This is a genomic window from Streptomyces sp. NBC_00316, assembly GCF_036158715.1.
Classification (GTDB): Bacteria; Actinomycetota; Actinomycetes; order Streptomycetales; family Streptomycetaceae; genus Streptomyces.
In genome coordinates this window covers 8288343-8313820 of the sequence record NZ_CP108023.1, presented here as the reverse complement: position 1 = coordinate 8313820, position 25478 = coordinate 8288343, and the positions used below count along the sequence as shown (strand labels likewise).

Sequence of the window (25478 nt, the reverse complement as noted above, 5' to 3'; positions counted from 1 at the left end):
TGTCAGGCGTGGGTGTCGGTGGGGTGCCGGAGCACCATTGCCGCGTTCGAGCCCATGAGGCCGCGGCTCAGAACGAGCGCCGTCCGCAGCTCCGCGGGGCGCGCCGGGCCTGTGACCACGTCGAGGTCGTGGCACACGTCGACCACATTGGGCGTGGGCGGTATGAGACCGTCCTCCATGGCCAGTACGGCAGAGGCCACGTCCATCACCGGCGCACCGCAGTAGGCCCTGCCGATACCGCTCTTGGGCGCGGTCACCGGTACGCGCCGGCCGTGCGCACCGAGCGCGTCGACGATGGCCAGCGCCTCGGCGCGGTCGGCCGCGGGCACGCCGAGCCCGTCGGCGAAGATCACGTCGATCTCCTCCGGCGCGCAGCCGGCCTCCCGCAGCGCGGCGCTGATCGCCCGGGACAGGCCCTCCCGGGACTCCGCCCACCGGGACGCGCCGGTGAACGTCGCGGCATGGCCCGCCAGTTCGGCCCGGACCTTGGCGCCGCGGCGCAGTACCGCTCCCTCTTCCTCGACCACGAGCATGGCGCCGCCCTCGGCCGGCACGAAGCCGCAGGCTTCGGCGGTGAAGGGGCGGTACGCCCGAGCGGGGTCGTCGCAGACACTCAGGTCCTGGTATCCGAGTTGGCAGACGACCGAGTACGGGGCCAGCGGCGCCTCGGCCGCGCCGACGACCACCGCGTCGGCGCCTCGGCGGATGGTCCGCGCGGCGTGCGCCAGCGCGTCCAGGCCACCCGCCTCGTCGCTGGCGACGACGGCGCACGGCCCCTTGAAGCCGCCCCGAATGGAGATCTGGCCGGTGCTGGCGGCGTAGAACCAGGCGATGGACTGGTAGGGGCCCACGAACTTGGACCCCTGCCCCCACAGCCGTTGCAGTTCGCGCTGGCCGAACTCGCCGCCGCCGGACCCGGCGGCGGTCACCACTCCCACGCCGAACGGGGCGCTCTCGTAGTCGGCCCGGCCGAGCCGGGCGTCGTCGAGGGCGAGGTCCGCAGCGGCCATGGCGAAGTGGGTGAACCGGTCGGTCTGTACGAGGTAGCGCTCTTCGACGAGGTCCACCGGGTCGAAGCCTCTGACCTCGCCCGCGACCCGCAGCGGCAGATGTTCGCAGCCCTCGCGGGTGACGCGGCCGAGGAAGTTCTGGCCCTCCAGCGTCCTCTTCCAGAACGATTCCGTGGTCGTGCCGTTGGGGGCAACGACACCAATGCCCGTGACGACGGTGCGCCGGGTCTCTCGGGTGCTCATCGTGTCCTCCCGCCTGTTCTGGTCAGGGCCACCGCGGACTGGAATCCTCCGAAGCCGCTGCCGACCGACAGGACGCTGCGCAGTTTCAGGGGCCGTGCGGTACGCGGCACGTAGTCGAGGTCGCACTCGGGATCGGGTGTCTCGTAGTTCGCCGTCGGCGGCACCGTCTGATTGACCAGCGCGAGCACACACGCGGCGATCTCGATGGCGCCGATGGCTCCGAGCGAGTGACCGACCATGGACTTGATGGAGCTCATGGGCACCTTGTAGGCGTGCTGCCCCAGCGCCCGTTTCACCGCGGCCGTCTCGTGCCGGTCGTTCTGCTTGGTGCCGGAACCGTGCGCGTTGACGTAGTCGATCTGCGAGCCATCTATCCGGCCATGGGCCAGAGCCCGGTTGATGGCCTCGGCCATCTCCAGTCCTTCGGGGGTCAGCCCGGTCATGTGGTAGGCGTTGCCGAAGGTGGCGTAGCCGGCGATCTCGCAGTAGACGGTCGCGCCGCGGGCGCGGGCGTGTTCCAGCTCCTCCAGGACGAGCACGGCTCCGCCCTCGCCCATGACGAAACCGTCCCGGCGGGCGTCGAACGGCCGGGAGGCGTGCTCCGGGTCGTCGTTGTTCGCCGAGGTCGCCTTGATCGCGTCGAAGCAGGCCACCGTGATGGGGGTGATCGGCGAGTCGGACGCGCCGGCGATGCAGACGTCGACGTGGCCCTCCTCGATGGACTGGAAGGCGTACCCGATCGCGTCGAGCCCGGAGGTGCAGCCCGTCGAGACGGTCTGCACCGGGCCGTGCGCGCCGACCTCCTCGGCCACCGCCGAGGCAAGGGCGCTGGGTGAGAAGGCCCGCTCCAGGTGGCGACCGGCAGGCCGGGGGTCGACGTCCCAGCGGGCCCCGCTGCCGCTCACGGCCACGTAGTCGTGCTCCAGCCGGGTCGTGCCCCCGACAGCCGTGCCGAGGGACACGCCGATCCGCCAGGGATCCGTCTTCTCCACATCGAGACCGGCGTCGCCGATCGCTTCGCGGGCGGCGACCAGCGCGAACTGGACGTACCGGTCCGCGCGTGCGATCTCCTCCTCGTCGAAGCCGTGCGCCGCCGGATCGAAGTCGCACTCGGCCGCGATCCGGGAACGGAACCCGGCCGGGTCGAACAGGGTGATGCCGCGTGTCGCGGTGCGCCCGCTCGCCAGGAGGTCCCAGAAGGCCGGTGCTCCGATTCCGCCCGGGGCCACTACACCCACCCCGGTGACCGCCACGCGCCGGGTCATGAAGCGGCCTCGGCTCGTTCTGGCGGCGCCGCCCGGTCGGCGGTTTCGGTGTGCTCGGTGTCCACATGGCCGAGCTCCGGGCGCGGGGCGAGCGGGCCGAGGTGGAAGACCATGCGCGCTTCCACGTCGCCCACGTTGCGGAACCGGTGACGTACATGCGGAGGGATCAGCAGACCCTGGTCGGGTCGCAGGGCGTGTGCCTCACCGTCCAGGTCCACCTCCAGGAGACCGTTCACCACGTAGACGAATTCCTCGGAGTACGGGTGGTAGTGCTCGCCGATGCGGTCGCCGGGCTGCACGATGGCCAGCCCCATGAAGCCGCTGGTGGCTCCCACTGCCGTCGGCGTGAGCATGGCGCGCAGATCGCCTCCGCGCCTGCGGTTGGGCTGAGTCTCACTGAGGTCCACGATGCGTGGCCGGTGCGTGGTCATGACTGCTTTCCTCCTGGCGCAGTGCGCGTGATGTTGACGGGTTGAGCGAGAACCCCCCAGGGTGCTGACGCGCGGCTCAGGACTCCGCGGCCCGCCGATCGGTGATCAGCGTCATCTCGGCGTGCTTGATGAAGCGCGAGATCTCCCGGTCGTTCGTGGGGACGGCGTTGGCGTCCTCGTCGAGGAGACGGCCGAGCCTGGCCACCTTGCCGGGACCGTCGACCCCGACTGCCTGCGCGGCCTGTGCGTCGAGCGGGCCGACGGCCTCGAGGAGCCGGACGACGATGTCGTCGCGCTGGAAGATGGTGCTGCTGGCGATCTGGCTCGTCCGGTCGTCGGCGGCCTCCTCGTCGTGCCCGGCGAGGAGCCGGGCGAGCGCCATGCCGCAGCCCTCCTTGGCCTGGTAGAAGAGCGCGTGGCGGCGGATCTCGGCGGCTTCGTGCCGGCCCGTCGTCACGTGGTGGACCGTGGGCAGCGCGGCCCGGGTGAAGAACATCCGGGCGGAGTCGGGGTCGCTGAGATCCCGGTCCTGCTCCAGGTACGGGTTGATGGCTTCCTCGACGGCCCTGATCTCGGGCTGCCGGGATACGTGGCGCAGCGCCGCGAGGAGGTCTCCCTCGACCTCCACCGCCCGTACGACCCGGTTGCCGTGCATGAACAGCGAGGTGCGGCGCAGCCGGGTGTGCTCGTCGACCCGTGACTGCGGTGCGTCGTAGTCGGCGAGGATCTTGGCGACGATCTCCTCGGTGCCCGGCCGGACGGTGAACGTGAGCGCGTGGCGCACAACGCCGTCGCCGAGGCGTGGTGAGGACTGGAGGCCGCCCTTGGCCGGCGCCGGCCGGTTCTCGAAGGCCTTGCCGGTCTCGCGCAGGATGCTGTAGCGCAGCGAACGGGTGTCGCGTACGCAGCTGTGCAGGGGCTGGACCGTCCTGACGTGTTCCTCGCTGTTGACCCAGGCGAGGAAGGGCGGGGCGCTCTCCCACTCGCTGGTGATGAGCCACTGGGAGGGGTTCTCGATCGACTGGCACAGCTGGTCGCTGATGTGGCCGGGGACGGATGCCACCTGGTTGCGCATGTCCTCGTACGCCTCCAGGAATTGCTTCTGGGCTCCGTCGTACAGATCGAGCAGCAGAACGATCCGCAGCCTGGAGCCGTCGAAGGCGGACTGCGAGATCCGTTCCGAGAGGGTGGTCATGTTGCGCTCTCCTTCGAGACGGTGGGGTGACCGGACCGGTGGGCCGACCGCCGGCCGTCGGTTGTCGAGTGGAATCGGAGCGGGGCTTCTCCCGGCGGATGTGTACGGTCCGCCCCCGGAGCGCGGGCATCTCTCCGTGACCGATCGTGAAACGCTGGTCCGCCTGACGCGAGATTTATGAACCGTTCAGGTGAGCAGGACTCCGGCTGCCGTCCGATCGGCTCCCGCAAGGGCATGGACAGTGCATCTGTACGGCGTCCTACTGGAGCAACTGATGAACGAGAACGTCGACCACCACGTACCAGTCCTCATCGTGGGCGGCTCCCTGGTGGGCCTGTCCACGTCACTTTTCCTCGGCCGGCTCGGCATCGGGCATCTGCTGGTCGAGAAACACGCCGCCACCTCCACGCACCCGAGGGGGCGCGGCAACAACGTGCGGACGATGGAGGTGTTCCGCACGGCGGGGGTGGAGCAGCGGATCCGGGCGGCCGCCTCGGTCCTCGCGGACAACCACGGCATCCTGCAGGCGGGGTCGCTGACCGGCGACGACCAGGAGTGGCTGTTCAAGGAGATCGACCCGGGCGGCGGGCTCGCCCGGTTCAGCCCGAGCGGCTGGTGCCTGTGCAGCCAGAACGATCTGGAGCCGGTGCTGCTGGCCCAGGCCCGCGAGCAGGGCGGCGATCTGCGGTTCTCCACCGAGCTGCTGAGTTTTGACCCGAACGGGTCAGCGGTGGACGCGGTACTGAAGAACCGGGAGACCGGGGAGCACCTGACCGTCCGCGCCGACTATCTCGTCGCCGCCGACGGTCCGCGCAGTCCGGTCCGGGAGCAGCTGCGGATCGGCCAGTCGGGACCCGGCGACCTGTTCCACAACGTGAGCATCACCTTCCGGTCCCGTAAGCTTGCCGATGTGGTGGGCGACCGGCGCTTCATCGTGTGCTACCTGACCAACCCGGCTGCGGACGGCGCCCTGTTGCCGGTGGACAACAAGCAGGACTGGGTGTTCCACGCGCCGTGGAAGCCCGAACAGGGCGAGACTCTCGACGACTTCACCGACGAGCGGTGCGCGGAGCACATCCGGCGGGCGACCGGTGCGCCGGACATCGATGTGGAGATCACCGGCAAGGCCCCGTGGCACGCCGCGGAGCGGGTCGCCGAACGGTACGGATCCGGGCGGGTGTTCCTCGTCGGCGACTCGGTCCACGAGATGTCCCCCACCGGGGCGTTCGGCTCCAACACCGGAATCCAGGACGCACACAACCTCGCCTGGAAGCTCGCCGCGGTGCTGCGCGGCGAGGCGGGTCCGGGGCTGCTGGACACGTACGAGGCGGAGCGGCTGCCCGTGGCGAGGGCGACGAGTGCGCGGGCCTCGGCTCGCTCCTCCGAGCACAGCCACCCCGGCTATGTCCCGGCTCCGGGTGTGGGCGGCGGGAAGCAGGGCGGCATGCTGCCGGTGGCGCTGGGCTACCGCTATCTCCGTGGTGCCGTGATGGGCGCGGACACCGAACAGCCCGTGGTGCCGCACGGGATGCAGCTGAACGGGGAACCCGGCTCGCGCGCCCCGCATCTGTGGGTCCGCCGGTCGGGCGAGCGCAGGTCGACACTGGATCTGTACGAGCGGTCGTTCGTGCTGCTCTGCGACGGTGCGGATGTGGCCTGGCGCCGGGCTGCGGCGCGCGTCGCCGACCGGCTGTCGGTGCGGCTCGACGCCTTCGGTGTCGGCCCCGGCTCCGATCTGGAGCCGGAGAACGGGGCGGACTGGGCCGAGGCCCACGGCACGAGCGCCGAGGGCGCGGTGCTGGTGCGCCCCGACGGCTTCGTCGCCTGGCGGTCCACGGGTTCCGTGGCCGACCCGGAGGCCACCCTGCACGAGGTACTGGCCACCGTGCTCAGCCGGAACTGACGGCCGGGTCACAGGGGCCCTGGCCCTGCTGATGTCTCAGTCCATGCCGAACGACCGCAGGGCCGAGAGGAATTCCTCCGGTCGGGCGGTGTGGACGAGATGTCCCGCCTCGATGGTGACGAACCGGCAGTCGGGAATGCGCTCCGCCATCGAGGCGAGCTGGTCCTGTGCGATCTGGCTGCTGTGGCCTCCGCCGATGACCAGGGTCGGAGCGGTGATCTCGCCGAGACGCTCGCGGGCCGCCGGGTCGGGGTCGTTGAGCTGGGCGTCGATCGACGGGACGACCGGCCAGTCGAAGTCGAGCTCCCCGTCCGGACGTTCGGCGGGCCCGCGCGGGGGGTCGAGCGGGATGAGCGGCGGGGCCTCCTCGATGACGAGTCTGCCGATCAGCCCGGGTTCCTGCTCGGCCAGCAGACATGCGGCGGCGCCGCCCAGCGAATGTCCGACGACGGTGGCGCCGGACAGATTGCGGGCCTCCATGAACGCGTGCAGATCGTCGCGGAACAGCTCGAAGGAGTACCGGCCGGGCCAGTCGCTGAGGCCGTGGCCACGGAAGTCGAGTGCGTACACCCGGTGGTCGGCGGCGAGTCGTCCGGCGATCCATGTCCAGGTACGGCTGTCGCCGCCGCGCCCATGGGCGAGGACGACGGGCGGCGCGGACGGGTCGCCCCAGACGCGGTACGCGAGCCGTATGCCGCCGGCCTGCACGCTGTGCACCTCGGGATCGAGGAACGCGCGGACGGTGCGCGTGAACGCGCCGGGGTCGTCGAGCCACGGGTAGTGGGCGCCACCGCGCTGCACGACGAATTCGCCCTGCGGGAACAGCGCGGCCAGTTCGGCGGCGCGGTCCGGGGTCGGTCCCGCGTCGTACTCCCCCGCGAGGACCAGCACCGGCACCGCCAGACTGCGCAGCGCGGTCACCGTGGCCGCCGTGCCGAAGGCGCTGTCCCGGTGGAAGACGGCCGCTGCCGCGGCGTTCCGCTGAGCCGGAGCCGCGGCAGCGTGCGCCTGTGCGGCGGCGTCCCACCGGCCGTAGGCGAACGGCTCGATCGCCGCCCACTGCTCGCGCCCGCCGCGCCCGGCCCGGATCTCCTCGAGCGCGGCGGCTGCGGCGGCGTACCAGGGTTCGCCGCTGCGCAGCGCGAAGGCGCCGCGCCGGTCCTGGTCGGTCGTCTCCACCCCGACGGCCCGGGTGGCCGGAGAGACGAGCGTGAGCGAACGCAGCCGCTGCGGGTGCCGGGCGGCATAAAGTGCGGCGAGGTCGGCGGAGGCGGAGTGGCCCAGCAGATCGATGCTCTCCAGGCCCAGGTGTGCGCGCAGCGCCTCGATGTCGTCGACGAGGCGCTCGCAGCGGTACGTCGCGGGGTCGTCGGGCACCGCGGAGCCGCCGGTACCCCGCGGATCGAGCAGTACCAACTGCCGGTGGTCGGAGAGTCCGCCCAGGTCACCGAGGTAGGAAGCGGCCCGCATCGGCCCTCCCGGGACGCAGATCAGCGGCTCGCCCCGGCCATGGAGTCGATAGGCGAGTTCGGTCCCGTCGTATGCGTGGAAAATCGGCATGCACGCCATACAAACAGGGCCCGCACCGGGTTGCAGCGGTGTTCGGTGTGAGCGTATCCGCGCTGCTGGACGAGGTGGGACGCGCGATTGCGTCGCGCCCCTTGCCAGGCCGTGGATCATCCTGAATTACTGCTCCCACAGGAATCGACCGAATGATCGGTCGTCCGCTCGGGACGAGGGAGATCGGGATGACGGCTCTGCTGGACGCGGCGGAACGGCTCAGCCGCAAGGAGCTGGAGGCGCTGCAGCTGGAGCGGCTGCGCGCCACCCTGCACCATGCCTACGACCATGTCGGCTTCTACCGTGCGGCGTTCGATGCTGCGGGGCTGCACCCGGACGACTGCCGTACGCTCGCCGACCTGGCCCGATTCCCGTTCACGACCAAGGCCGACCTGCGGGACAACTACCCGTTCGGCATGTTCGCGGTACCCGAGGACCAGGTGCGGCGCATCCATGCGTCCAGCGGGACGACGGGCCGCCCCACCGTCGTCGGTTACACCCAGGCGGACCTGGACACCTGGGCGGATGTGGTCGCCCGCTCGATCCGGGCCGCCGGCGGCCGCCCGGGCCAGAAGGTCCATGTGGCGTACGGGTACGGACTGTTCACCGGCGGCCTCGGGGCGCACTACGGCGCGGAACGGCTCGGCTGCACGGTCATTCCCGCGTCGGGCGGCATGACCGCCCGCCAGGTACAGCTGATCCAGGACTTCCGGCCCGACATCATCATGATCACTCCGTCGTACATGCTCACTCTGCTCGACGAGTTCGAGCGCCAGGGCATCGATCCGCGTACGACATCGCTGAAGGCCGGGATCTTCGGTGCCGAGCCGTGGACGCAGGAGATGCGCCGGGAGATCGAGGAGCGGTTCGCGATCGACGCGGTCGACATCTACGGGCTGTCGGAGGTGATCGGCCCGGGTGTCGCCCAGGAGTGCGTCGAGACGAAGGACGGGCTGCACATCTGGGAGGACCACTTCTACCCGGAGGTCGTCGATCCGCTGACCGGTGAGGTACTGCCGGACGGTGAGGAGGGTGAGCTCGTCTTCACCTCGCTCACCAAGGAGGCCATGCCCGTGATCCGTTACCGGACCCGGGATCTGACCCGGCTGCTGCCCGGCACGGCCCGGGTGTTCCGGCGGATGGAGAAGGTCACCGGGCGCAGCGACGACCTGGTGATCCTGCGCGGGGTGAATCTCTTCCCGACACAGATCGAGGAGATCGTGCTGCGTACGCCGGGGGTGGCGCCGCACTTCCAGCTCCGGCTGACCCGCGAGGGACGGCTGGACGCGCTGACGGTGCGGGCCGAGGCACGCGCGGAGTCGACGCCGGACCAGCGCGCGGCCGCCGCGCTCGCGATCGCCGCCGCCGTCAAGGACGGGATAGGGGTTTCGGTGGGCGTCGAGATCGTGGACCCGGAGACGCTGGAGCGGTCGGTCGGCAAGTTCAGGCGGATCGTGGACGACCGCGGCGAACGCTGAGTGCCGGCCGGGGATCCGCGGCTCTCGCTCCGGTCATGGGGCTTCCTGGCCGCCGGACTGTTGCACCGCCCGGCGGCCCACCCCGTCGGCCCTTTCCCTGATCCGGAGAACGACCTGCGGGAGAGATCTCAGGCGAACCGGTCCCGTAGCTCTCGCTTGAGGATCTTCCCGCTGGCGTTGCGCGGCAGCTCGTCCACGAAGAGGATCTTCTTCGGCGCCTTGAAGTGGGCAAGCCTTTCCCGTACATGGTCGAGCAGCTGCTGCTCGGTCGCGGCCTCACGCAGCACCACGACGGCGGTGACCGCCTCGATCCAGCGCTCGTCGGGCAGCCCCACGACAGCGGTCTCGGCGACGGACGGGTGGGTGTAGAGGGCGTCCTCGACCTGTCGGGAGGCGACGAGGACGCCGCCGGAGTTGATGACGTCCTTCACCCGGTCGACGACGGTGAAGAAGCCCTCCGGGTCACGGACCGCGAGATCGCCGGAGTGGAACCAGCCGTCGCGGAACGCCTCGGCGGTCTCTTCCGGCTTGTCCCAGTAGCCCTCGCAGAGCTGCGGGGAGCGGTAGACGACTTCGCCCGAAGTCCCGTCCGGCACCTCCTTGCCGTTCTCGTCGACGACCCGTGCCTCGACGAAGAGCACCGGCCGGCCGCAGGAGTCCATCCGGCCCTCGTGCTCGTCGGGACCGAGGACGGTGGCGAGTGGTCCGATCTCGCTCTGCCCGAAGCAGTTGTAGAAGGCGAGCGCGGGCAGCCGCTCGCGCAGGCGCTCCAGCACCGGGACCGGCATGATCGACGCGCCGTAGTACGCCTTGCGCAGTCCGCCGAGGTCGCGGGTGGCGAACTCCGGGTGGTTGGCCAGGCCGATCCAGACGGTCGGCGGCGCGAACAGGCTGTCCGCCTGCCCGGCCTCGACGAGGTCGAAGATCCGGCCCGCGTCGGGCGCGTCGAGGATGGTGTTCTCCGCGCCGACCGCGAGGTAGGGCAGCAGGAACACATGCATCTGCGCGGAGTGGTAGAGCGGCAGCGAGTGGACAGGCCGGTCGGTGGGGCGCAGATCGAGGGCGGTGACGGCGCTGACGTATTCGTGGACGAGGGCGCCGTGCGTCATCATCGCGCCCTTGGGCAGCGCGGTGGTGCCCGAGGTGTACAGCAGCTGCACCAGGTCCCCGGCAGCGGGTTCGCGCTCGGGCGTGAAGGGGCGCGGGGTTGCGAGTTCGCCGAGGAGGGACTGCGGTGCGTCGCGCAGCGGACGCACGGCGAACCCGTCCGGGATGCGGTCGGCAAGGTCCGGGTCGGTGAGGACGAGGGCGCTGCCGGACTGCTGGAGGATGTACGTCAGGTCGTCGCCGGTGAGATTCTGATTGACCGGCACATGGACGAGACCGGCGCGGGCGCAGGCGAGGTAGGCGATCAGGTACGCGTCGGAGTTGTGCGCGTAGGAGGCGACCCGGTCGCCGGGGCGCAGGCCGTGTTCGGCGACGAGGACGGCGGCCGCGGTGCCGACGGCCGTGTCGAGCTCCCGGTAGGACCAGGACCGGTCGGCGTACCGCACGGCGGTGCGCTCGGGGGTGCGCCGGGCGCTGCGCGTCACGACACCGTCGACTGTGGAGCTGCGTACACCTGTCATGGCGTGATCCTGGGCGGCCGGGGCCCGGTGGTCAAGGGTCCGGATACCGGCCTCGCTGTTGACAGGGGTACGCGGGTGCTGGCTGAGTTGCGCGTGGTGTCTCGGGACGTCCGAGCAACCGCCTTTCGCACCCGCACAGTTGGGAGGACCGTTGCCCCTCCGAAACCGTCTGAGACTTCTCGCGGTATCCGGTCTCGCGCTGCTCACCGTATCGGCGTCCCTGCCCTCGGCCGCGGCCGGGGCGTCGCACCCCCGGCATCCGTCGGGCGGCGGTCTGTCCGCCGTGATCCGCTACACCGAATTCGGCATCCCGCACATCGTGGCCAGGGACTATGCGAACCTCGGCTTCGGCAACGGCTGGGCGCAGGCTGCCGACCAGGTGTGCACGCTCGCCGACGGCTTCGTGACGCTGCGCGGCGACCGTTCCAGGTACTTCGGTCCGGACGCGGCGCCGGACGGCTCGCTGTCCTCCGCGACGAAGAATCTCTCCAGCGATCTCTACTTCCGCGGGATACGTGACAGCGGCACCGTGGAGAAGCTGCTGAAGGTGCCTGCCCCCATGGGGCAGAGCCATGAAGTGAAGGAGCTGGAGCGCGGCTGGGCGGCCGGGTACAACGCGTGGCTGGCCCAGAACCGGATCACGGATCCGGCCTGCCGGGGCGCCGACTGGGTGCGACCGGTGACAACCGTTGATGTCGCGACGCGCGCCTTCGCGCTCTCCGTGCTGGGCGGTCAGGGCCGCGGTATCGACGGCATCACAGCGGCGCAGCCGCCCACCGGCACATCGGCCTCGCCCGGTGTGCCGCCTAGCGAAGCGGCGCACGCGGCACAGCAGCTGCTGTCCACGCAGAACGCGGACATGGGCTCCAACGCGGTCGCGTTCCGGGGCAGTACGACGGCGAACGGGCGTGGCCTGCTGCTCGGCAATCCGCACTATCCCTGGCAGGGCGGGCGGCGGTTCTGGCAGTCGCAGCAGACCATCCCCGGCGAGCTGAACGTGGCGGGCGGTTCGCTGCTCGGCTCGGCGACGGTGTCGATCGGGCACAACTCGGACATCGCGTGGAGCCACACGGTCGCCACCGGTGTCACCCTGAATCTGCATCAGCTGACCCTCGATCCGGCGGATCCGACCGTGTACCTGGTGGACGGCAAGCCGGAGCGGATGGTGAAGCGGACCGTCTCGGTGGCGGTGAAGGGCGGTCCCGCGGTGACCCGCGCCCAGTGGTGGACCCGGTACGGGCCGGTCGTCACCTCGCTCGGTGCCGGGCTGCCGCTGCCCTGGACGGCGACGACCGCGTACGCGCTCAACGACCCGAACGCCACGAATCTGCGGTCCTCGGACACCGGACTCGGGTTCAGCAGGGCGCGCAGCACCGCGGACATCCAGGCCGCGCTGCGCCGTACCCAGGGCCTGCCGTGGGTGAACACCATCGCCGCCGACTCGTCGGGGCATTCGTTCTTCTCCCAGTCGCAGGTGCTGCCGAGGATCACGGACGAGCTCGCGCAGCGGTGCTCCACCCCGCTCGGCCGGGCGACGTACCCGTCGTCGGGGCTCGCGGTGCTGGACGGGTCGAAGAGCGACTGTGCGCTGGGTTCGGACCCGGACGCTGTGCAGCCCGGCATCTTCGGGCCTGGCCGGATGCCGACCGTCAAGGACGCGCCGTACGTCGAGAACTCCAACGACAGCGCCTGGCTGACCAACGCCGCCGCGCCGCTGAGCGGCTTCGAGCGGGTCTTCGGTACGGTCGCGACACCGCGCTCGATGCGGACCCGCGGCGCGATCGAGGATGTGTCGGCGATGGCGGCGAAGGGCCGGCTGACCGTCGGCGACCTGCAGGACCAGCAGTACGCGGACCGCGCCCCGGCCGGAGACCTGGCCGCGGCCGACCTCGCGCGCGCCTGCGCCGCGTTGCCCGGCGGACACGCCGTCGGCAGTACCGGGACTGCGGTCGACGTGTCGGCGGCGTGCGGTGTACTGGCACGCTGGGACCGGAAGGTCGACACCGGCAGCCGGGGTGCGCTGCTCTTCGACCGGTTCTGGCGCAGGGCCACGGCGGTGCCCGCAGCCCAGCTGTGGAAGGTGCCGTTCTCCCCCGCGGACCCGGTCCGTACCCCGAACACACTCGACACCTCGGCGCCGGGCGTCCTCACGGCGCTCGCCGATGCGGTCGCCGAACTGCGGGCGGCCGGCATCGCCCTGGACGCACCGCTGGGTGCGTACCAGGGGGTCGTTCGGAACGGGAAGCGCATCCCGGTCGGCGGCGGTACGGAGTCCCTCGGCATCTGGAACAAGACGGAGCCGGTGTGGGACGCGGCGGGCGGCGGCTACACAGAGGTCTCGGCCGGCTCCAGCTATATCCAGGCGGTCGGCTGGGACGGGTCCAAATGCCCGGTGGCCCGTACGCTGCTGACATACTCCCAGTCCTCGAACCCCACGTCATCGCATTTCAGCGACCAGACCGAGCTGTACTCGGGTGAGCGCTGGGTGACGTCCCGGTTCTGCGAGAAGGACATCGCGCGCTCGCCGGCGCTGCGGGTGGTGCGGGTGCACGAACACCGGTAGTCCGCGCCGGTACCCCGTCCGCCCGAGGCGGGGTACCGGTCCGGCCGGTCACAGGGGCCGATGGTGGCTCTCCCAGTACGGCTCGCGCAGCCGCCGCTTGTACAGCTTGCCGTTGGGGTCACGCGGCATCGCCTGGATGAAGCCGATGCTCCTGGGCCGTTTGTATCCGGCGAGCAGCCCTGCGCAGTGGGCGAGGATCCGGGCGGCGAGGCCGTCGCCCGGCTCGTGCCCCTCGGCCGGTTCGACGACGGCCTTGACCTCCTCGCCCCAGTCGGTGTGCGGAATGCCGAAGACGGCGGCGTCGGCGACCGCGGGGTGGGTGAGGAGGGCGGCCTCGATCTCGGCGGGGTAGATGTTCACCCCGCCCGAGATGATCATGTCGATCTTTCGGTCACGGAGGAAGAGGAAGCCGTCCTCGTCGAGGATGCCCAGGTCGCCGACGGTGAAGAAGTCACCGATGCGGTTCTTCTTCGTCTTCGTCTCGTCCTTGTGGTAGCTGAAGCCGCCGGTGCTCATCTTCATGTACACGGTGCCCAGTTCGCCCGGCGGGAGGCGGATGCCTTCGTCGTCGAAGATGGCGAGTTCGCTGATCGGCCAGGCCTTCCCGACGGTTCCGGGTCTCTTCAGCCAGTCCTCGGCGGTGGCGAACGCCCCGCCGCCCTCGCTGGCCGCGTAGTACTCCTCGACGCACTGCCCCCACCAGTCGATCATGGCGCGCTTGACGTGGTCGGGACAGGGGGCCGCGCCATGGATGGCATGCCGCATCGAGCTGACGTCGTATCGCTCCTTCACCTCGTCGGGCAGGGCCAGCAGGCGGTGGAACTGGGTGGGGACCATGTGCGTGTGCGTGCATCGGTGGGCGTCGATGACCCGCAGCATCTCTTGCGGAGTCCACTTGTCCATCACCACCAGGGGGTGCCCGATGTGCAGGGCGGCGCCCGCGAACTGGAGCACGGCGGTGTGGTAGAGCGGCGAGCAGACCAGATGGACGTTGTCGTCGAACGGTCGGATGCCGAAGATGCCGAGGAAGCCGCCGAGATGGCTCTCCTCCGGGAGCCTGCCGGGCAGCGGGCGGCGGATGCCGCGCGGGCGGCCGGTGGTGCCCGAGGTGTAGTTCATGACCCAGCCGAGCGTGCGGTCCTCGGGCGGGGTGTCCGGCTGCCCGTCGAGCAGTTCGGTGTACGGCCGGAAGCCGTCGACCGCGCCGACGGCGTACCGATGGCTCGCGGGCAGCTCCGCCTCGTCGGCCGCGGCCGTCGCCGCGTCGGCGAACCGCTCGTGCGCGATCAGCACCTTGGAGCCGGAGTCGGAGACGATCCAGGCGATCTCGGGGCCGACGAGATGGTGGTTGACGGGGACGAGGTAGAAGCCGGCCTGGGAGGCGGCCAGGTAGGCGGTGAAGAATTCGACGCCGTTGGGGAGGACGACCGCGAACGCGTCGCCCTGCCGGAGCCCGGCGGCGCGCAGCCCGTGGACCAGACGGTTGGCCGCGGCGTGCAGCCGTCCCGCCGTCCAGGTGTCCCCGTCGGGCGCGACGAGGACCTTACGGTCGGGGTCGGCGGTGGCCTGGGCCCAGAAACCGTTCGGCGGCTGGTTCATTCGACGCTCCGTCCGGCGATGCGGTTGATCCGGTCCACGGCGCGTTCGAAGCCGCTTGTCAGGTCGTCGAAGACGGCCTGCACGCTGCGTTCGGTGTTCATCCTGCCGACGATCTGCCCGACGGGGGTGCCGAGCAGTGCGCCCGTCTCGTACTTCTGGATGCGGGAGACGGCCTCGGCGACCAGCAGCCCCTGGAGCGGCATGGGGAGCGTGCCGGGCCCCGACGGGTCGTCCCAGGCATCGGTCCATTCGGTACGGAGCTGGCGTGCGGGTTTGCCGGTGAGGGCGCGGGAGCGGACGGTGTCACCGGAGCCAGCGGCAAGGAGTTTGCGGGTCAGCGCGCGGGAGTGGAGGTCGGCCTCCTCGGTGGTCAGCCAGAGCGAGCCGAGCCAGACGCCCTGGGCGCCGAGCGCGAGTCCGGCGGCGATCTGCTCCCCGCTGCCGATGCCGCCGGCGGCGAGAACGGGGAGCGGCCCCACGGCGTCGACGACGTCGGGGACGAGCACCATGGAGGCGATCTCCCCGGTGTGGCCGCCCGCTTCGTACCCCTGGGCGACGACGATGTCGATGCCCGCGTCGGCGTGGTGCCGGGCGTGTCTGGCGCTTCCGGCCAGTGCGGCGACAAGAACATCCCCGTCATGGGCGCGTTGCACGACGTCGGCGGGTGGCGAACCGAGGGCGTTGGCCAGCAGCTTGATGGGGTATTCGAAGGCGACATCGAGCTGGCTGCGGGCGACCTCCTCCATCCACCCGGTGATCCGCCATCCGGAGGCCTCGCCCTCGGCGAGTTCGGGGACGCCGTGCTTGGCGAGGGTGTCCTGGACGAACTGGCGGTGTCCGGCCGGGATCATCGCCTCGACATCGGCCTCGGTCACCCCCTCCACCTTTCTGGCGGGCATGACGACATCGAGACCGTACGGCTTTCCGTCGGTGTGCTCCTGCATCCAGTCGAGGTCGCGCGCGAGGTCGTCGGGGGCGGTGTAACGGACCGCGCCGAGTACGCCGAACCCGCCGGCCCGGGTGATGGCCGCGGCCACCGCCGGGAACGGCGTGAAACCGAAGATGGCGTGCTCGACTCCCAGTTTCTTGCTCAGCTCCGTCTCCATGGGCGGCAGGATGCCGCAGTCGGACATACGAAGGAAGAGATTTTCTGATGCCGTGTCAGATTCTTTGTGACGCCAGGGGCCTCCGCGACGGCAGGCGTGACAGTAATCTCTGCCGCGGCAGGAAGTTTCATCGCAGGACTGGATGACGAAAGTAACTTTCACCCGCGAGGAAGGGGTTCCGGATGACCGAGGACGCGACCGGCAGAGGGATCAGCCGCCGCAGGCTGAGCGGCGGGATGCTGGCACTGGGCGGCGCGCTGGCACTGGCGCCGATTCCGTTCGCGGAGGCGGCGTCGGCCATGGAGTCGGGGACGGGATCGTCGGGAGCAGGGACATCGGGCACGGGACCGGCCGGGGCCGATTCCCCGGGGGCGCCCGGAGCACACGGGCGGCCGACGCTGCGCCGCGGCTCCGCCGCCCGCGCCGGGCTCCTGCAGGGCCCACTGGACCAACTGGTCACCGATGCCGAGAAGTTCCTGGCCGCCTCCCCCAAACACCCGTGGTACGCGGGCGCGGTGCTGCTCGCCGGACGCGGCGGCACAGTGGCGCTGCACCGGCCGATCGGCAAGGCCGTGCGGTACGCGGCATACGACGAGAAGACCGACACCGGGGTGGAGTTCCCCGCGGACCAGCAGATCGCGATGGCCGAGGACACGGTCTTCGACCTGGCGTCGGTGTCGAAGCTGTTCACCTCGATCCTGGCCGTGCAGCAGATCGAGCGCGGGACGCTGGAGCTGGAGGCGAAAGTCGCCTCGTATCTGCCCGACTTCGCGGGTGGCGGCAAGCAGGACATCACGATCCGTCAGCTGCTGACGCACACCTCGGGTTTCCGCGCCTGGATCCCGCTCTACAAGGAGCCGACGCGGGAGGGGAAGCTGGGGCTGCTGTGGAAGGAAGTCCCGGCCAATCCGCCCGGCACCGTCTATCTCTACTCCGACCTCAATCTGATCTCGTTGCAGCTGGTCCTGGAGAAGATCACCGGCCGCACCGAGGATGTCCTGCTCCGTGAGGAGATCACCGCTCCACTCGGCATGCACCGCACTCGCTACAACCCGCCCGCGGCCTGGAAGCCGAAGATCGCGGCGACGGAGGACTCCCGGCTGCCGTGGTCCGGCCTGAACCGCGGCCTCGTCTGGGGCGAGGTGCACGACGAGAACGCCTACAGCCTGGACGGCGTGGCGGGCCACGCCGGGGTCTTCTCCTGCGCCTGGGACCTGGCGATCCTCGCCCGAACGCTGCTCAACGGCGGCGCGTACGGGCACGCGCGGATCCTCTCCGACGAGTCGGTGGACCTCCTGTTCACCGACTTCAACACCGCGTTCCCGGGGGATGCGCACGGGCTCGGCTTCGAGCTCTACCAGCACTGGTACATGGGAGCGATGGCCACCCCGCGCACCGCGGGCCACACCGGTTTCACGGGCACGAGCCTGGTCCTCGATCCGACGACCGACTCGTTCCTGATCGTGCTGGGCAACTCGGTCCACCCGGTGCGCAATTGGCGTTCCGGCAGTGCACCGCGGGTCGCCACCGCGAACCAGCTGGCGCGAGCGGTGGCGGTGCGCCCGGCCCGGGGCCGTACCGCCTGGTTCTCCGGCATGGCGAGCGCCGCCTCCGCCACGCTCACACTGCCTGCGCTGCGTCCGGTGTCGTCGCGCGCCGCGCTGAGCTGTGCCCTGTGGTGGGACACCGAGCCGGGCTCCGACTTCCTGTTCCTGGAGGCCTCGTCGGACGCCGGGGCGACCTGGCAGCCCGTGCCGTTCACCACCGTACCGACGACGGCCGGGCAGCACCGGCCGGAGCCCGAACCGCATCCGGCGGGCTCCGTCACGGGCTGGTCCGGCCGGGTCTGGCACCGGCTGGACGCGGACCTTGCCTCCTGGCGGGACACGGAGATACGGCTGCGGTGGCGGTACACCACCGACCAGCTGTATGTCGGGCGCGGGGCGTACGTGGACGGCATCCGGGTCGAGGACGACGGCCGCGCGGTCTTCGACGACAGCAGGTCCGGCGACGCCGGGCGCATCGAGGCCAACGGGTGGACGGTTTCCGCGGACTGAGCGCTGCTGCCGGCCGGTGCGACCGGCCGGCAGCAGCCGGTTCGGCGGAGCGCTGCACGGTCAGGACGCCGTGACGAGCAGATGGACGGCGAGCCCGGTGATCAGGGCGGAGGACGCCAGTGCGGTGACGAGCCGCCCGCGGCTGCTGATCAGCATCCGGCCGAGCAGCGCTCCCCCGCCTGCGAGCAGAAGCTGCCAGCCGGCCGATGCGGCGAAAGCGGCGAGGACGAACACCGACTGCGCCATGTGGTCCGGATCCGCGTCGGCCGTCCGGCTGCCGAGCACGAGCGCCGCAAAGTAGATCACGGTGGCGGGGTTCAGCATCGTCATCCCGAGCAGCCCCAGGTAGGCCCGTGTGGGGCCGAGGGGGGTCGCGTCGGTCCGGCGCTCCGCATGCCGCGCGCGGTACTGGCCGACGGCCGTGACTCCGCCCCGGGCCGCCAGCGCGACGAGCACCAGCGCGGAGGCCCAGCGCAGGGGCAGCGCGACGGGTTCGATGACATGTGCGAGCGACGCACCTCCGACGACCGCGATCAGCGCGTAGAGGCCGTCCGCCGTCGCCACGCCGAGCGCGGCTGCAGAACCGGTCCTCAGGGACGTCCGTGCCGTGAGGGTCACCAGATAGGCCCCGACGGCCCCGATCGGCATGGCGATACCGAAGCCGGCCAGGAGCCCCGCGACCAGGGCGGCGGTCATGCGGGCAGAAGCGCTGGCCTCCGCGGCCTGCCGGGCTGCTGCTGGAGCCGCGCCGGTCGGGTGGCAGGGGACAGCGGCATGGAGGCGTTGATCGAGTTCATGAGCAGATGGTGGGGGCACCGGGGGTGCGCGGGCAAGGCAATTCGAGCGCAGCCGGTGGCGGCCGCTCGGACCGACCCGTTCGCGGGCCGGGGCCGGCGGCATCGCGCTCGCGCGGGTCGCGGAAGCCTGCGGTCGTTCCGGCCTGCGATGATGCGGACCAACTGCCGGTGAGAGGAGCCCCGTTGGGTACGGACCCGCCCTGTGCCTGCGCGAAGGTCCCGCCGCCTGTCATGCGACGCGCACCAGTCAGTACGCTCGTCGCTCATGACCGAACCCACCTACGTACGCACCACCAGGGCGTCCTACGACACCGTCGCCGAGGACTACGCAGAGCTCCTGAGGACGGAGCTCGGGCAGAAGCCGCTGGACCGGGCGATGCTCGCCGCGTTCGTCGAGCTCGTACGGGCCGCCGATGCCGGACCCGTTGCCGATATCGGTTGCGGCCCCGGACGGGTGACGGGGCACCTTCGGTCCATGGGCCTGACCGCCCGTGGCATCGACCTGTCGCCGCAGATGGTCGCGGTGGCCCGCCGGACCTACCCGGACCTGCGGTTCGATGTGGGTTCGATGAATGCCCTGGATCTGGCCGACGGCAGCCTCGGTGGCATCGTCGCCTGGTACTCCATCATCCACACCCCGCCGGAGCTGCTGCCGGAGGTGTTCGCCGAGTTCCACCGGGTACTGGCCCCTGGCGGCCATCTACTGCTCGCCTTCAAGGCCGGTGACGAGATCCGGCACCTGGAGCACGCGTACGGACATCCCCTGGCGCTCGATGTCTACTGGCTGGAACCCGCGCGGGTGGCGGAGCTGCTGAACCGGGCCGGGCTGGTCGTCGACGCCCGGCTCGTACGCGAGGCGGGCACGAACGAGGCCGGCCCTCAGGCCTGCCTCATGGCCCGGAGGCCGGCGAACCCGTAGCCGGCGGGCCGGGACCGGACCCGACGGTTACGGAACGTCCGGCGCCCGGTCGGTGGGCTGGATCCCGGCACGGCGGGCGACGTCCTCGCTGTGCTCCAGGTGGACACGTCCCTGTTCGCCGAGCCGTCCCAGTACGCCTGCGAGGACCGTCTCGACCGTGGCCAGCGTCGGCACCATGCTGTCGTACGGCGACGGCGCGGCCACCCGGCTGGGCAGGACGACGTCGGCGAGATTGGTCACCGGCGAGAGCCAGGCATCGGTGAACAGCACGATCTTGCTGCCGCACTGCCTGGCCATCTCGGTGATGACGACCTTGTCCGGTTCGTAGCGGCGGTAGTCGAACACCACGAGGACGTCCTGCCTGCCCAGCCCCGCGAGCACCGCGGTCCGCTCGACGTCCCGGTCGGGCAGAACCATCACGTCACCCCGCAGCTGCATGAGATGCAGGCCCAGATACTGCGCCAGCAGGTGGGTGAAGCGGCCGCCGACCAGCACGATCCGGCGTTTGGGGTGGCAGAGCAGAGCCACGGCCACCTCCACGTCGTGCGGAGGCAGTTCGCGCAGGGTACGGGCGACCTCGGCGCTGAACACGTCCTGGCCCCCTTCGGCTCGTCCGGATCCGGCCCCGTCCTCGTCCTGCGGTCGTGTCGAAGCAGTGCCGTAGCCGCGCGTGCTGTACAGCTCCAGCGGCGAGGCGCTGCGTTCGTCGAGTTCCTCGCGCAGCGCCGCCTGGAAGTCGGGGAACCCTTTGTAGCCGAGTCTGTTGACGAAGCGGATCACCGTGGGGGCGCTCACCCCGGCCCGTTCGGCGAGCGTGGCCACCGTCTCGAAACCTGCCGACGGATAGCCCGCGAGGAGCACCCGCGCCACCTTGCGTTCGGCGGGGCTGAGGTCACCGATGCGGTGCCGGATCTCTTCGGCGAGTGAGGACATGGGCCGGGCCACCTTTCCAAAGGGTTCAGATTACGCGGGGCCCGGCCCTCGTCGTCGACGGGTCATGCCGGGGCCGGTCAGCTGCCGCCCGCGGACCCGAGCGCCGCGATCAGGGCGGCCAGCAGGGCCACGCGCGATGGCACGGTCGTGACGTCCAGCCACTCGTCCGGGCCATGGTCGCCGCCGCCGACCGGGCCGAGCCCGTCCAGGGTGGGGACACCGGCTCCGGCGATGGTGTTGGCGTCTCCTACGCCCCCGGTCGCCGCGGCGCCCAGTTCGACCGCGAGTTCCCTGCCGGCCTCCACGGCGTGGGCGAGCATCGCGCGGGCAGCCGGGGTGTCCTCCATCGCCGGACATGTTTCGGTCCGCCGCACGGTGGCGGTGGTGCCGGGTACGCGGAGATGCGCGGCGGCTGTCTCGATGGCCGTTCGGGCGTGCTGGATGCCGGCTTCGGTCGATGACCGGACCTCTACGTGGAGCTCCGCCTCGGGGCAGACGATGTTGATGCGGCTGCCCGCTCTGACCATGCCCACGTTGACGGTGACGTCTCCCCAACGCCCGTTCATCTTCTGACAGTCGATGAGCAGATGCGCGGCGGCCAGTGCGGCGTTCGCTCCGCGCTCCGGTTCGATTCCGGCGTGCGCGGCCCTTCCCGTCACCGTGATCACGAAGTCCGCCACGCCCTTACGGGCGACGACGAGGTCGCCGTTCTCCCGGGCACACTCCAGCCCCAGCGCGTAATGGATGCCATCGGTAAGTGCAGCGGTCACCGGGCGGCTGGCCGGTGAGCCGATCTCCTCGTCGGGGGTGGCGAGGAAGACGATCTCCGCGAAGTCCAGCATCCGCCGGTGCAGCAGCAGTTCCACTGCGGTCAGCCCGGCCAGGAGCCCGCCCTTGTCGTCGCTGACTCCGGGGCCGTGCGCGAGTGGGCCGTTCAGACCGAAAGGCCGGTCCGCCGCGGTCCCGTCGTCGAACACCGTGTCCATGTGCCCCGCGAGCAGGATGCGCCGGCCACCGCGCTCCACAGGCAGCCGGCCGCGCAGCCTTCCCACCACCACGTCGCCGAACCGGTTGTCGCTGCCCTCGGCGGTGACGGCTTTCCGCTCGACGGCGAAGCCAAGGGAGGTCAGTCGCTGCACGGTCCATGCAGCCACCCTGTTGACCCCGTCGGGGCTGTACGAGCCGGAGTCGATCGAGACGAGGTGCTGCAGGTCCGACAGATAGCGGTCGTGCAGGGCGACGGCGTCCGGGAGCAGCAGGGCCGCGGTGCGTGCCGCCGTGCCCCGGGCCCGTGCGGGGGCGCTCACAGGACCTTAGACAGGAAAGTGCGGGTGCGTTCCTGCTGGGGGTCGCCGAGTACCCGCAGCGGGGCGCCCGCTTCGACCACTACGCCGCCGTCCATGAAGACGGCCGTGTCCGCGACTTCGCGGGCGAACCCGATTTCGTGGGTGACGACCACCATCGTCATTCCTTCCGAGGCCAGTTGTCGCATGACGTCCAGTACTTCCCCGACCAGCTCGGGATCGAGGGCGGACGTCGGTTCGTCGAAGAGCATGAGTTTGGGCTTCATCGCCAGGGCCCGTGCGATGGCGACACGCTGCTGCTGACCGCCGGACAGCTGAGCCGGGTAACGGTCGGCCCGATCCGCGAGGCCGACGCGGTCCAGCAGGCGCCGGGCGTCCGCGCGGGCCTCGTGCCTGGCGACGCCGGCGACCTTCATGGGCGCCTCCATGACGTTCTGTTCCGCGGTCATGTGCGGGAAGAGATTGAACCGCTGGAACACCATCCCGATGTCGCGGCGACTGCGGGCGATCTCGCGCTCCTTCAGCTCGTACAGCCGGTTGCCCTGCTGCCGATAGCCCACCGGCGCACCGTCGACCGAGAGACTGCCCCCGTCGAGCTTCTCCAGGTGGTTGATGCAGCGCAGGAACGTGGACTTCCCGGAACCGGAAGGACCAAGCAGGCAGCAGACCTGGCCACGTTCCACGGTCAGGTCGATGCCCTGGAGCACGGCGACCTTCCCGAAGTGTTTGCGCACGCCCACGGCGTGCACCATCGGTGTCTCCACAGGGGTCATCCCTTCGGGCCGGTCGCGGCGGGGGCGGTACGGGACAGGCTCAGCCGGGCCCCGGCGACGAGGCGCTGCAGCGGTCCGGCGGCAGCGGAGGGGGCCAGGCCGCGCCCGTACCGGCGCTCCAGCCAGGACTGCGGCAGGCTCAGTGCCGTGACGAGGATCAGGTACCAGATGGAGGCGACCACGAGCATGGGGATGACCTGGTAGTTCTGCGCGTACACGTCCTGGATGTTGGACATCAGGTCGTGGGCGGAGATCACGGACACCAGTGCGGTCATCTTCAGCATGTTGATGGTCTCGTTGCCCAGTGGCGGGATGATGACCCGCATGGCCTGGGGCAGCACGATGCGCCGGGTGGTGAGCGAGGGACGCATGCCGAGCGAGTGCGCTGCCTCCGTCTGGCCCGGGTCGACGGACTGGATCCCGGCACGGACGATCTCGCTCGCGTACGCCGCCTCGTTCAGCCCCAGCGCCAGCAGCGCGGCGACCGTGGGGGTGAGCAGGGCGTTGGTGTCGGCCCGCAGGAAGGTGATGTGGGTGAACGGGACGCCGATCAGCACGTGTTGGTAGAGCGCTCCCGCGTATCCCCAGAAGATGATCTGTACCAGCAGGGGTGTGGAGCGAAAGATCCAGACGAATGCGGTGCCCAGAGCGCGGAGGACGGGGTTGGACGACAGCCGCATCACCGCTACGAGGACACCGAGTCCGAGCCCGATCGCCATGGCGGCCGCAGTCAGCCACAGAGTCGTGACCAGCCCGCTGAACACGAGGTCGGCGAAGACGTAGCGCCCGACGATGTCCCAGTGCAGATTCCTGTTGCCGGCCAGGGAGCCGATGAGCCCGACAAGGGCGGTGGCGGCTGCCGCTGCAGCAATCCAGCGGCCCCAGTGACGGACCGGCACGGCGGTGAGGGTGTCCGGTGCGGGCGCGGCCGGTGCGGGCGGGCTCTTCATGGTCCCGGCGGGGGTCGTGGCTGTCATGTCAGGACACCGCCGCGTTCTTGGTGGCTTCCTGCACCGCGATGGACGCGACACCGTACTTGGCGCAGATCTTGCGGAGCGTCCCGTCGTCGATGAGCGCCTGCACGGCCTTCTGGATCGCGCCGGTGAGGCCGGGCAGGCGTTTGGTGACGCCGATCCCGTTGGGGGTGGCCTCGTAGCCGCCGGCCGCCTCGGGGTCATCGACGACTTCGAAGGCCCGTCCGCCGTCGGCGGTCTTGGCGGTCCAGCCTGCTGCGGGTTTGGTCAACAGATCGGCTACGACTTTCCGCGACCGCAGGGCCAGTTGCGCATCCGAGTCCTTCGGGAACGTCTGGATGGAGACGGGCTTCCTGCCGGCGTCCGTGCATGCGGTCTGATGGGCCTTGAGTACGTCCAACTGATGGGTGGCGGCCTCCGCACCCACCTGCTTGCCGCACAGATCGTCGAGTCGGGTGATGTGATCCGGGTTCCCCTTGGCGACGAGGATGCCCGAACCGGACACGGAGTAGTCGACGAAGTCCAGGACCTGCTGACGCTCCTCGGTGTCGGTCATGGCCGACATCACCGCGTCGAACCTGCCGGCCTGAATCGCCGGCACGATGCCGTCGAACTTCTGCGCGGTGAAGGCGAATCGCACCCCCAGCTTGGCTCCCAGCGCCTGCCCCAGGTCGTAGTCGAGGCCGGTCAACTCGGGCTTGCCCTCGGCCACGAACATCACGAACGGGGCATACGGGACGTCCGTGGCCACCCTGACCACAGCTGCGGATCTCACGGCGGCAGGAAGGGCCGCATGGAGCTTCGCATCACGGTGGATGTGTACACCGGCAACGGTGACGTCGGCCGCGGGAGCAGCGGGGCCACCGGCACCGGGGTCGCCTCCGCAGCCGGACAGCGCCGTGGCCGTTGTGATCAACAGTGCAGCGGCCGCAACTGTGCGGCGGCATGGGTGAGTGTGCAACACGGACCCCTTCTCGCGGAACCGCCGTGCGGTTGGTTCACCGCCGACGAACTTCCCGCACGTTACACATCACTCGTTGATTCGCTCTACTGTAACGCTCGTTACATCTCGGTAACGGGCACATCAGGCGCCCAGCGGCCACCTGACAGCACCCGAAGTAGGGCTCGAGCTGCCACGCCAGCGCGCACTCCAAGCTCCCCGCATTTCAGATCTCGGGCTTTTGCGCCGCCACGAAACGAGCATTACTGAAGACCTTCCCGCCTCGGTCACGGACCCGGAGCAGCTTTCGATTCGATCGAGCCCTATCGATCTCGAAATATTTCGACTCCATCAAGGCCCGCTTTCGTGCCGAGATCGGGCCGCAATTCACCGAAAGACACACAATGTCCCGGACTGCGTCACGGTTGACCGGAGAGATCCACAGACCACAGCGCCTTCACCGCCCGGATCACACCTCTCATTTCGGAAGACTTTCGTAACCATCGGATGTACCTGCATGCACTATTCCAAGCAGAGGCCCTGACCATCACCGCAGGGACCGAATATCTGCAGGTCAGAGCACCATGAAGAACGCCCCGCACACTTAACTGCTTCGAAATGTTTCGGAAACACTCCGTTGACGCCGACCACCATCCGGCGCATACTCTCCCTCGCTCCCTTGCTTCACCGATCAACTCCCCACCGGAGAAACGCGTTTCGTCGGCATGCCCCGAGGTGGGACGCACAGCCCGGAGCGGTCCGCCCACCTGTGTCCGGGTGGCCCGTTCATTCCGTCCGGC

19 protein-coding genes are annotated in these 25478 nt (G+C 70.3%); 5 read left to right on the top strand and 14 right to left on the bottom strand.

What is annotated here, in order from left to right; genetic code table 11:
• Positions 1 to 2: 2 nt before the first annotated feature.
• From OG878_RS37135 to OG878_RS37120, 4 genes are all read right to left on the bottom strand, one after another.
• Positions 3 to 1253, bottom strand: a complete 1251-nt coding sequence (locus tag OG878_RS37135) for a ketosynthase chain-length factor (protein WP_328890841.1) — start codon at positions 1251 to 1253, stop codon at positions 3 to 5.
• Positions 1250 to 2518 (bottom strand): beta-ketoacyl-[acyl-carrier-protein] synthase family protein, encoded by a 1269-nt coding sequence (locus OG878_RS37130; protein ID WP_328890840.1) that lies wholly within the window; start codon positions 2516 to 2518, stop codon positions 1250 to 1252. The genes OG878_RS37135 and OG878_RS37130 overlap by 4 nt, the downstream gene beginning before the upstream one ends.
• Complete coding sequence (locus OG878_RS37125; protein ID WP_328890839.1) at positions 2515 to 2949, bottom strand: cupin domain-containing protein; 435 nt, start codon at positions 2947 to 2949, stop codon at positions 2515 to 2517. Before OG878_RS37125 ends, OG878_RS37130 begins: the two co-directional genes overlap by 4 nt.
• Before the next feature lie 76 nt (positions 2950 to 3025).
• Positions 3026 to 4144, bottom strand: coding sequence for a SchA/CurD-like domain-containing protein (locus OG878_RS37120; RefSeq protein ID WP_328890838.1), 1119 nt, complete (start codon positions 4142 to 4144; stop codon positions 3026 to 3028).
• Between the two features lie 274 nt (positions 4145 to 4418).
• On the opposite strand from OG878_RS37120, the gene OG878_RS37115 reads away from it, so the two are divergent.
• Complete coding sequence (locus OG878_RS37115) at positions 4419 to 6047, top strand: FAD-dependent oxidoreductase (protein ID WP_328890837.1); 1629 nt, start codon at positions 4419 to 4421, stop codon at positions 6045 to 6047.
• Positions 6048 to 6083: 36 nt separating this feature from the next.
• Here the strand turns inward: OG878_RS37115 and OG878_RS37110 are convergent, their stop codons facing one another.
• Positions 6084 to 7607 (bottom strand): alpha/beta fold hydrolase, encoded by a 1524-nt coding sequence (locus OG878_RS37110; RefSeq protein WP_328890836.1) that lies wholly within the window; start codon positions 7605 to 7607, stop codon positions 6084 to 6086.
• A gap of 188 nt (positions 7608 to 7795) precedes the next feature.
• Between OG878_RS37110 and paaK the strand changes: the two genes are divergently transcribed.
• Positions 7796 to 9085: a phenylacetate--CoA ligase PaaK gene (gene paaK / locus OG878_RS37105; protein ID WP_328890835.1), complete on the top strand. Its 1290-nt coding sequence runs from the start codon at positions 7796 to 7798 to the stop codon at positions 9083 to 9085.
• 128 nt (positions 9086 to 9213) lie between these two features.
• On the opposite strand, the gene OG878_RS37100 is transcribed toward paaK, so the two are convergent.
• Entirely contained in the window at positions 9214 to 10713 is a 1500-nt protein-coding gene (locus OG878_RS37100) for an acyl-CoA synthetase (RefSeq protein ID WP_328890834.1), read from the bottom strand.
• 151 nt (positions 10714 to 10864) lie between these two features.
• On the opposite strand from OG878_RS37100, the gene OG878_RS37095 reads away from it, so the two are divergent.
• Entirely contained in the window at positions 10865 to 13276 is a 2412-nt protein-coding gene (locus OG878_RS37095) for a penicillin acylase family protein (RefSeq protein WP_328890833.1), read from the top strand.
• A gap of 48 nt (positions 13277 to 13324) precedes the next feature.
• On the opposite strand, the gene OG878_RS37090 is transcribed toward OG878_RS37095, so the two are convergent.
• Together OG878_RS37090 and OG878_RS37085 are read right to left on the bottom strand one after the other, a co-directional pair.
• A complete protein-coding gene (locus OG878_RS37090) occupies positions 13325 to 14875 on the bottom strand; it encodes an acyl-CoA synthetase (RefSeq protein ID WP_328890832.1) in 1551 nt (516 codons plus the stop codon).
• On the bottom strand, positions 14872 to 15981 hold the full coding sequence (locus OG878_RS37085; RefSeq protein ID WP_328890831.1) for an NAD(P)H-dependent flavin oxidoreductase: 1110 nt from the start codon (positions 15979 to 15981) through the stop codon (positions 14872 to 14874). The genes OG878_RS37090 and OG878_RS37085 overlap by 4 nt, the downstream gene beginning before the upstream one ends.
• Before the next feature lie 182 nt (positions 15982 to 16163).
• Here OG878_RS37085 and OG878_RS37080 point away from each other — a divergent pair, with 182 nt between their 5' ends.
• Complete coding sequence (locus OG878_RS37080) at positions 16164 to 18038, top strand: serine hydrolase (protein WP_328890830.1); 1875 nt, start codon at positions 16164 to 16166, stop codon at positions 18036 to 18038.
• Between the two features lie 60 nt (positions 18039 to 18098).
• On the opposite strand, the gene OG878_RS37075 is transcribed toward OG878_RS37080, so the two are convergent.
• On the bottom strand, positions 18099 to 18734 hold the full coding sequence (locus OG878_RS37075) for a LysE/ArgO family amino acid transporter (RefSeq protein WP_328890829.1): 636 nt from the start codon (positions 18732 to 18734) through the stop codon (positions 18099 to 18101).
• 366 nt (positions 18735 to 19100) lie between these two features.
• Here OG878_RS37075 and OG878_RS37070 point away from each other — a divergent pair, with 366 nt between their 5' ends.
• Positions 19101 to 19754 (top strand): class I SAM-dependent DNA methyltransferase, encoded by a 654-nt coding sequence (locus OG878_RS37070; RefSeq protein ID WP_328890828.1) that lies wholly within the window; start codon positions 19101 to 19103, stop codon positions 19752 to 19754.
• 27 nt (positions 19755 to 19781) lie between these two features.
• Here OG878_RS37070 and OG878_RS37065 read toward each other — a convergent pair whose 3' ends face one another.
• The 5 genes from OG878_RS37065 to OG878_RS37045 form a co-directional block, all read right to left on the bottom strand.
• Complete coding sequence (locus OG878_RS37065) at positions 19782 to 20687, bottom strand: MurR/RpiR family transcriptional regulator (protein ID WP_328890827.1); 906 nt, start codon at positions 20685 to 20687, stop codon at positions 19782 to 19784.
• A 77-nt stretch (positions 20688 to 20764) separates the two neighbouring features.
• Positions 20765 to 21994, bottom strand: coding sequence for a M20/M25/M40 family metallo-hydrolase (locus OG878_RS37060; protein WP_328890826.1), 1230 nt, complete (start codon positions 21992 to 21994; stop codon positions 20765 to 20767).
• Positions 21991 to 22743: an amino acid ABC transporter ATP-binding protein gene (locus OG878_RS37055; RefSeq protein ID WP_328890825.1), complete on the bottom strand. Its 753-nt coding sequence runs from the start codon at positions 22741 to 22743 to the stop codon at positions 21991 to 21993. The genes OG878_RS37060 and OG878_RS37055 overlap by 4 nt, the downstream gene beginning before the upstream one ends.
• Positions 22744 to 22760: 17 nt before the next feature.
• Complete coding sequence (locus tag OG878_RS37050; protein ID WP_328891508.1) at positions 22761 to 23714, bottom strand: amino acid ABC transporter permease; 954 nt, start codon at positions 23712 to 23714, stop codon at positions 22761 to 22763.
• 28 nt (positions 23715 to 23742) lie between these two features.
• On the bottom strand, positions 23743 to 24513 hold the full coding sequence (locus OG878_RS37045) for an ABC transporter substrate-binding protein (protein ID WP_328890824.1): 771 nt from the start codon (positions 24511 to 24513) through the stop codon (positions 23743 to 23745).
• Between the last annotated feature and the right edge of the window lie 965 nt (positions 24514 to 25478).

What these genes read in the sequence shown, in the direction of transcription:
- OG878_RS37130 (WP_328890840.1), bottom strand. Translation starts at nt 2,518, where the DNA reads ATGACCCGGCGCGTGGCGGTCACCGGGGTGGGTGTAGTGGCCCCGGGC.
- paaK (WP_328890835.1), top strand. Translation starts at nt 7,796, where the DNA reads ATGACGGCTCTGCTGGACGCGGCGGAACGGCTCAGCCGCAAGGAGCTG.
- OG878_RS37055 (WP_328890825.1), bottom strand. Translation starts at nt 22,743, where the DNA reads ATGGTGCACGCCGTGGGCGTGCGCAAACACTTCGGGAAGGTCGCCGTG.
- OG878_RS37120 (WP_328890838.1), bottom strand. Translation starts at nt 4,144, where the DNA reads ATGACCACCCTCTCGGAACGGATCTCGCAGTCCGCCTTCGACGGCTCC.
- OG878_RS37075 (WP_328890829.1), bottom strand. Translation starts at nt 18,734, where the DNA reads ATGACCGCCGCCCTGGTCGCGGGGCTCCTGGCCGGCTTCGGTATCGCC.
- OG878_RS37135 (WP_328890841.1), bottom strand. Translation starts at nt 1,253, where the DNA reads ATGAGCACCCGAGAGACCCGGCGCACCGTCGTCACGGGCATTGGTGTC.
- OG878_RS37070 (WP_328890828.1), top strand. Translation starts at nt 19,101, where the DNA reads ATGACCGAACCCACCTACGTACGCACCACCAGGGCGTCCTACGACACC.
- OG878_RS37050 (WP_328891508.1), bottom strand. Translation starts at nt 23,714, where the DNA reads ATGAAGAGCCCGCCCGCACCGGCCGCGCCCGCACCGGACACCCTCACC.
- OG878_RS37065 (WP_328890827.1), bottom strand. Translation starts at nt 20,687, where the DNA reads ATGTCCTCACTCGCCGAAGAGATCCGGCACCGCATCGGTGACCTCAGC.
- OG878_RS37100 (WP_328890834.1), bottom strand. Translation starts at nt 10,713, where the DNA reads ATGACAGGTGTACGCAGCTCCACAGTCGACGGTGTCGTGACGCGCAGC.
- OG878_RS37090 (WP_328890832.1), bottom strand. Translation starts at nt 14,875, where the DNA reads ATGAACCAGCCGCCGAACGGTTTCTGGGCCCAGGCCACCGCCGACCCC.
- OG878_RS37125 (WP_328890839.1), bottom strand. Translation starts at nt 2,949, where the DNA reads ATGACCACGCACCGGCCACGCATCGTGGACCTCAGTGAGACTCAGCCC.
- OG878_RS37115 (WP_328890837.1), top strand. Translation starts at nt 4,419, where the DNA reads ATGAACGAGAACGTCGACCACCACGTACCAGTCCTCATCGTGGGCGGC.
- OG878_RS37085 (WP_328890831.1), bottom strand. Translation starts at nt 15,981, where the DNA reads ATGGAGACGGAGCTGAGCAAGAAACTGGGAGTCGAGCACGCCATCTTC.
- OG878_RS37110 (WP_328890836.1), bottom strand. Translation starts at nt 7,607, where the DNA reads ATGCCGATTTTCCACGCATACGACGGGACCGAACTCGCCTATCGACTC.
- OG878_RS37080 (WP_328890830.1), top strand. Translation starts at nt 16,164, where the DNA reads ATGACCGAGGACGCGACCGGCAGAGGGATCAGCCGCCGCAGGCTGAGC.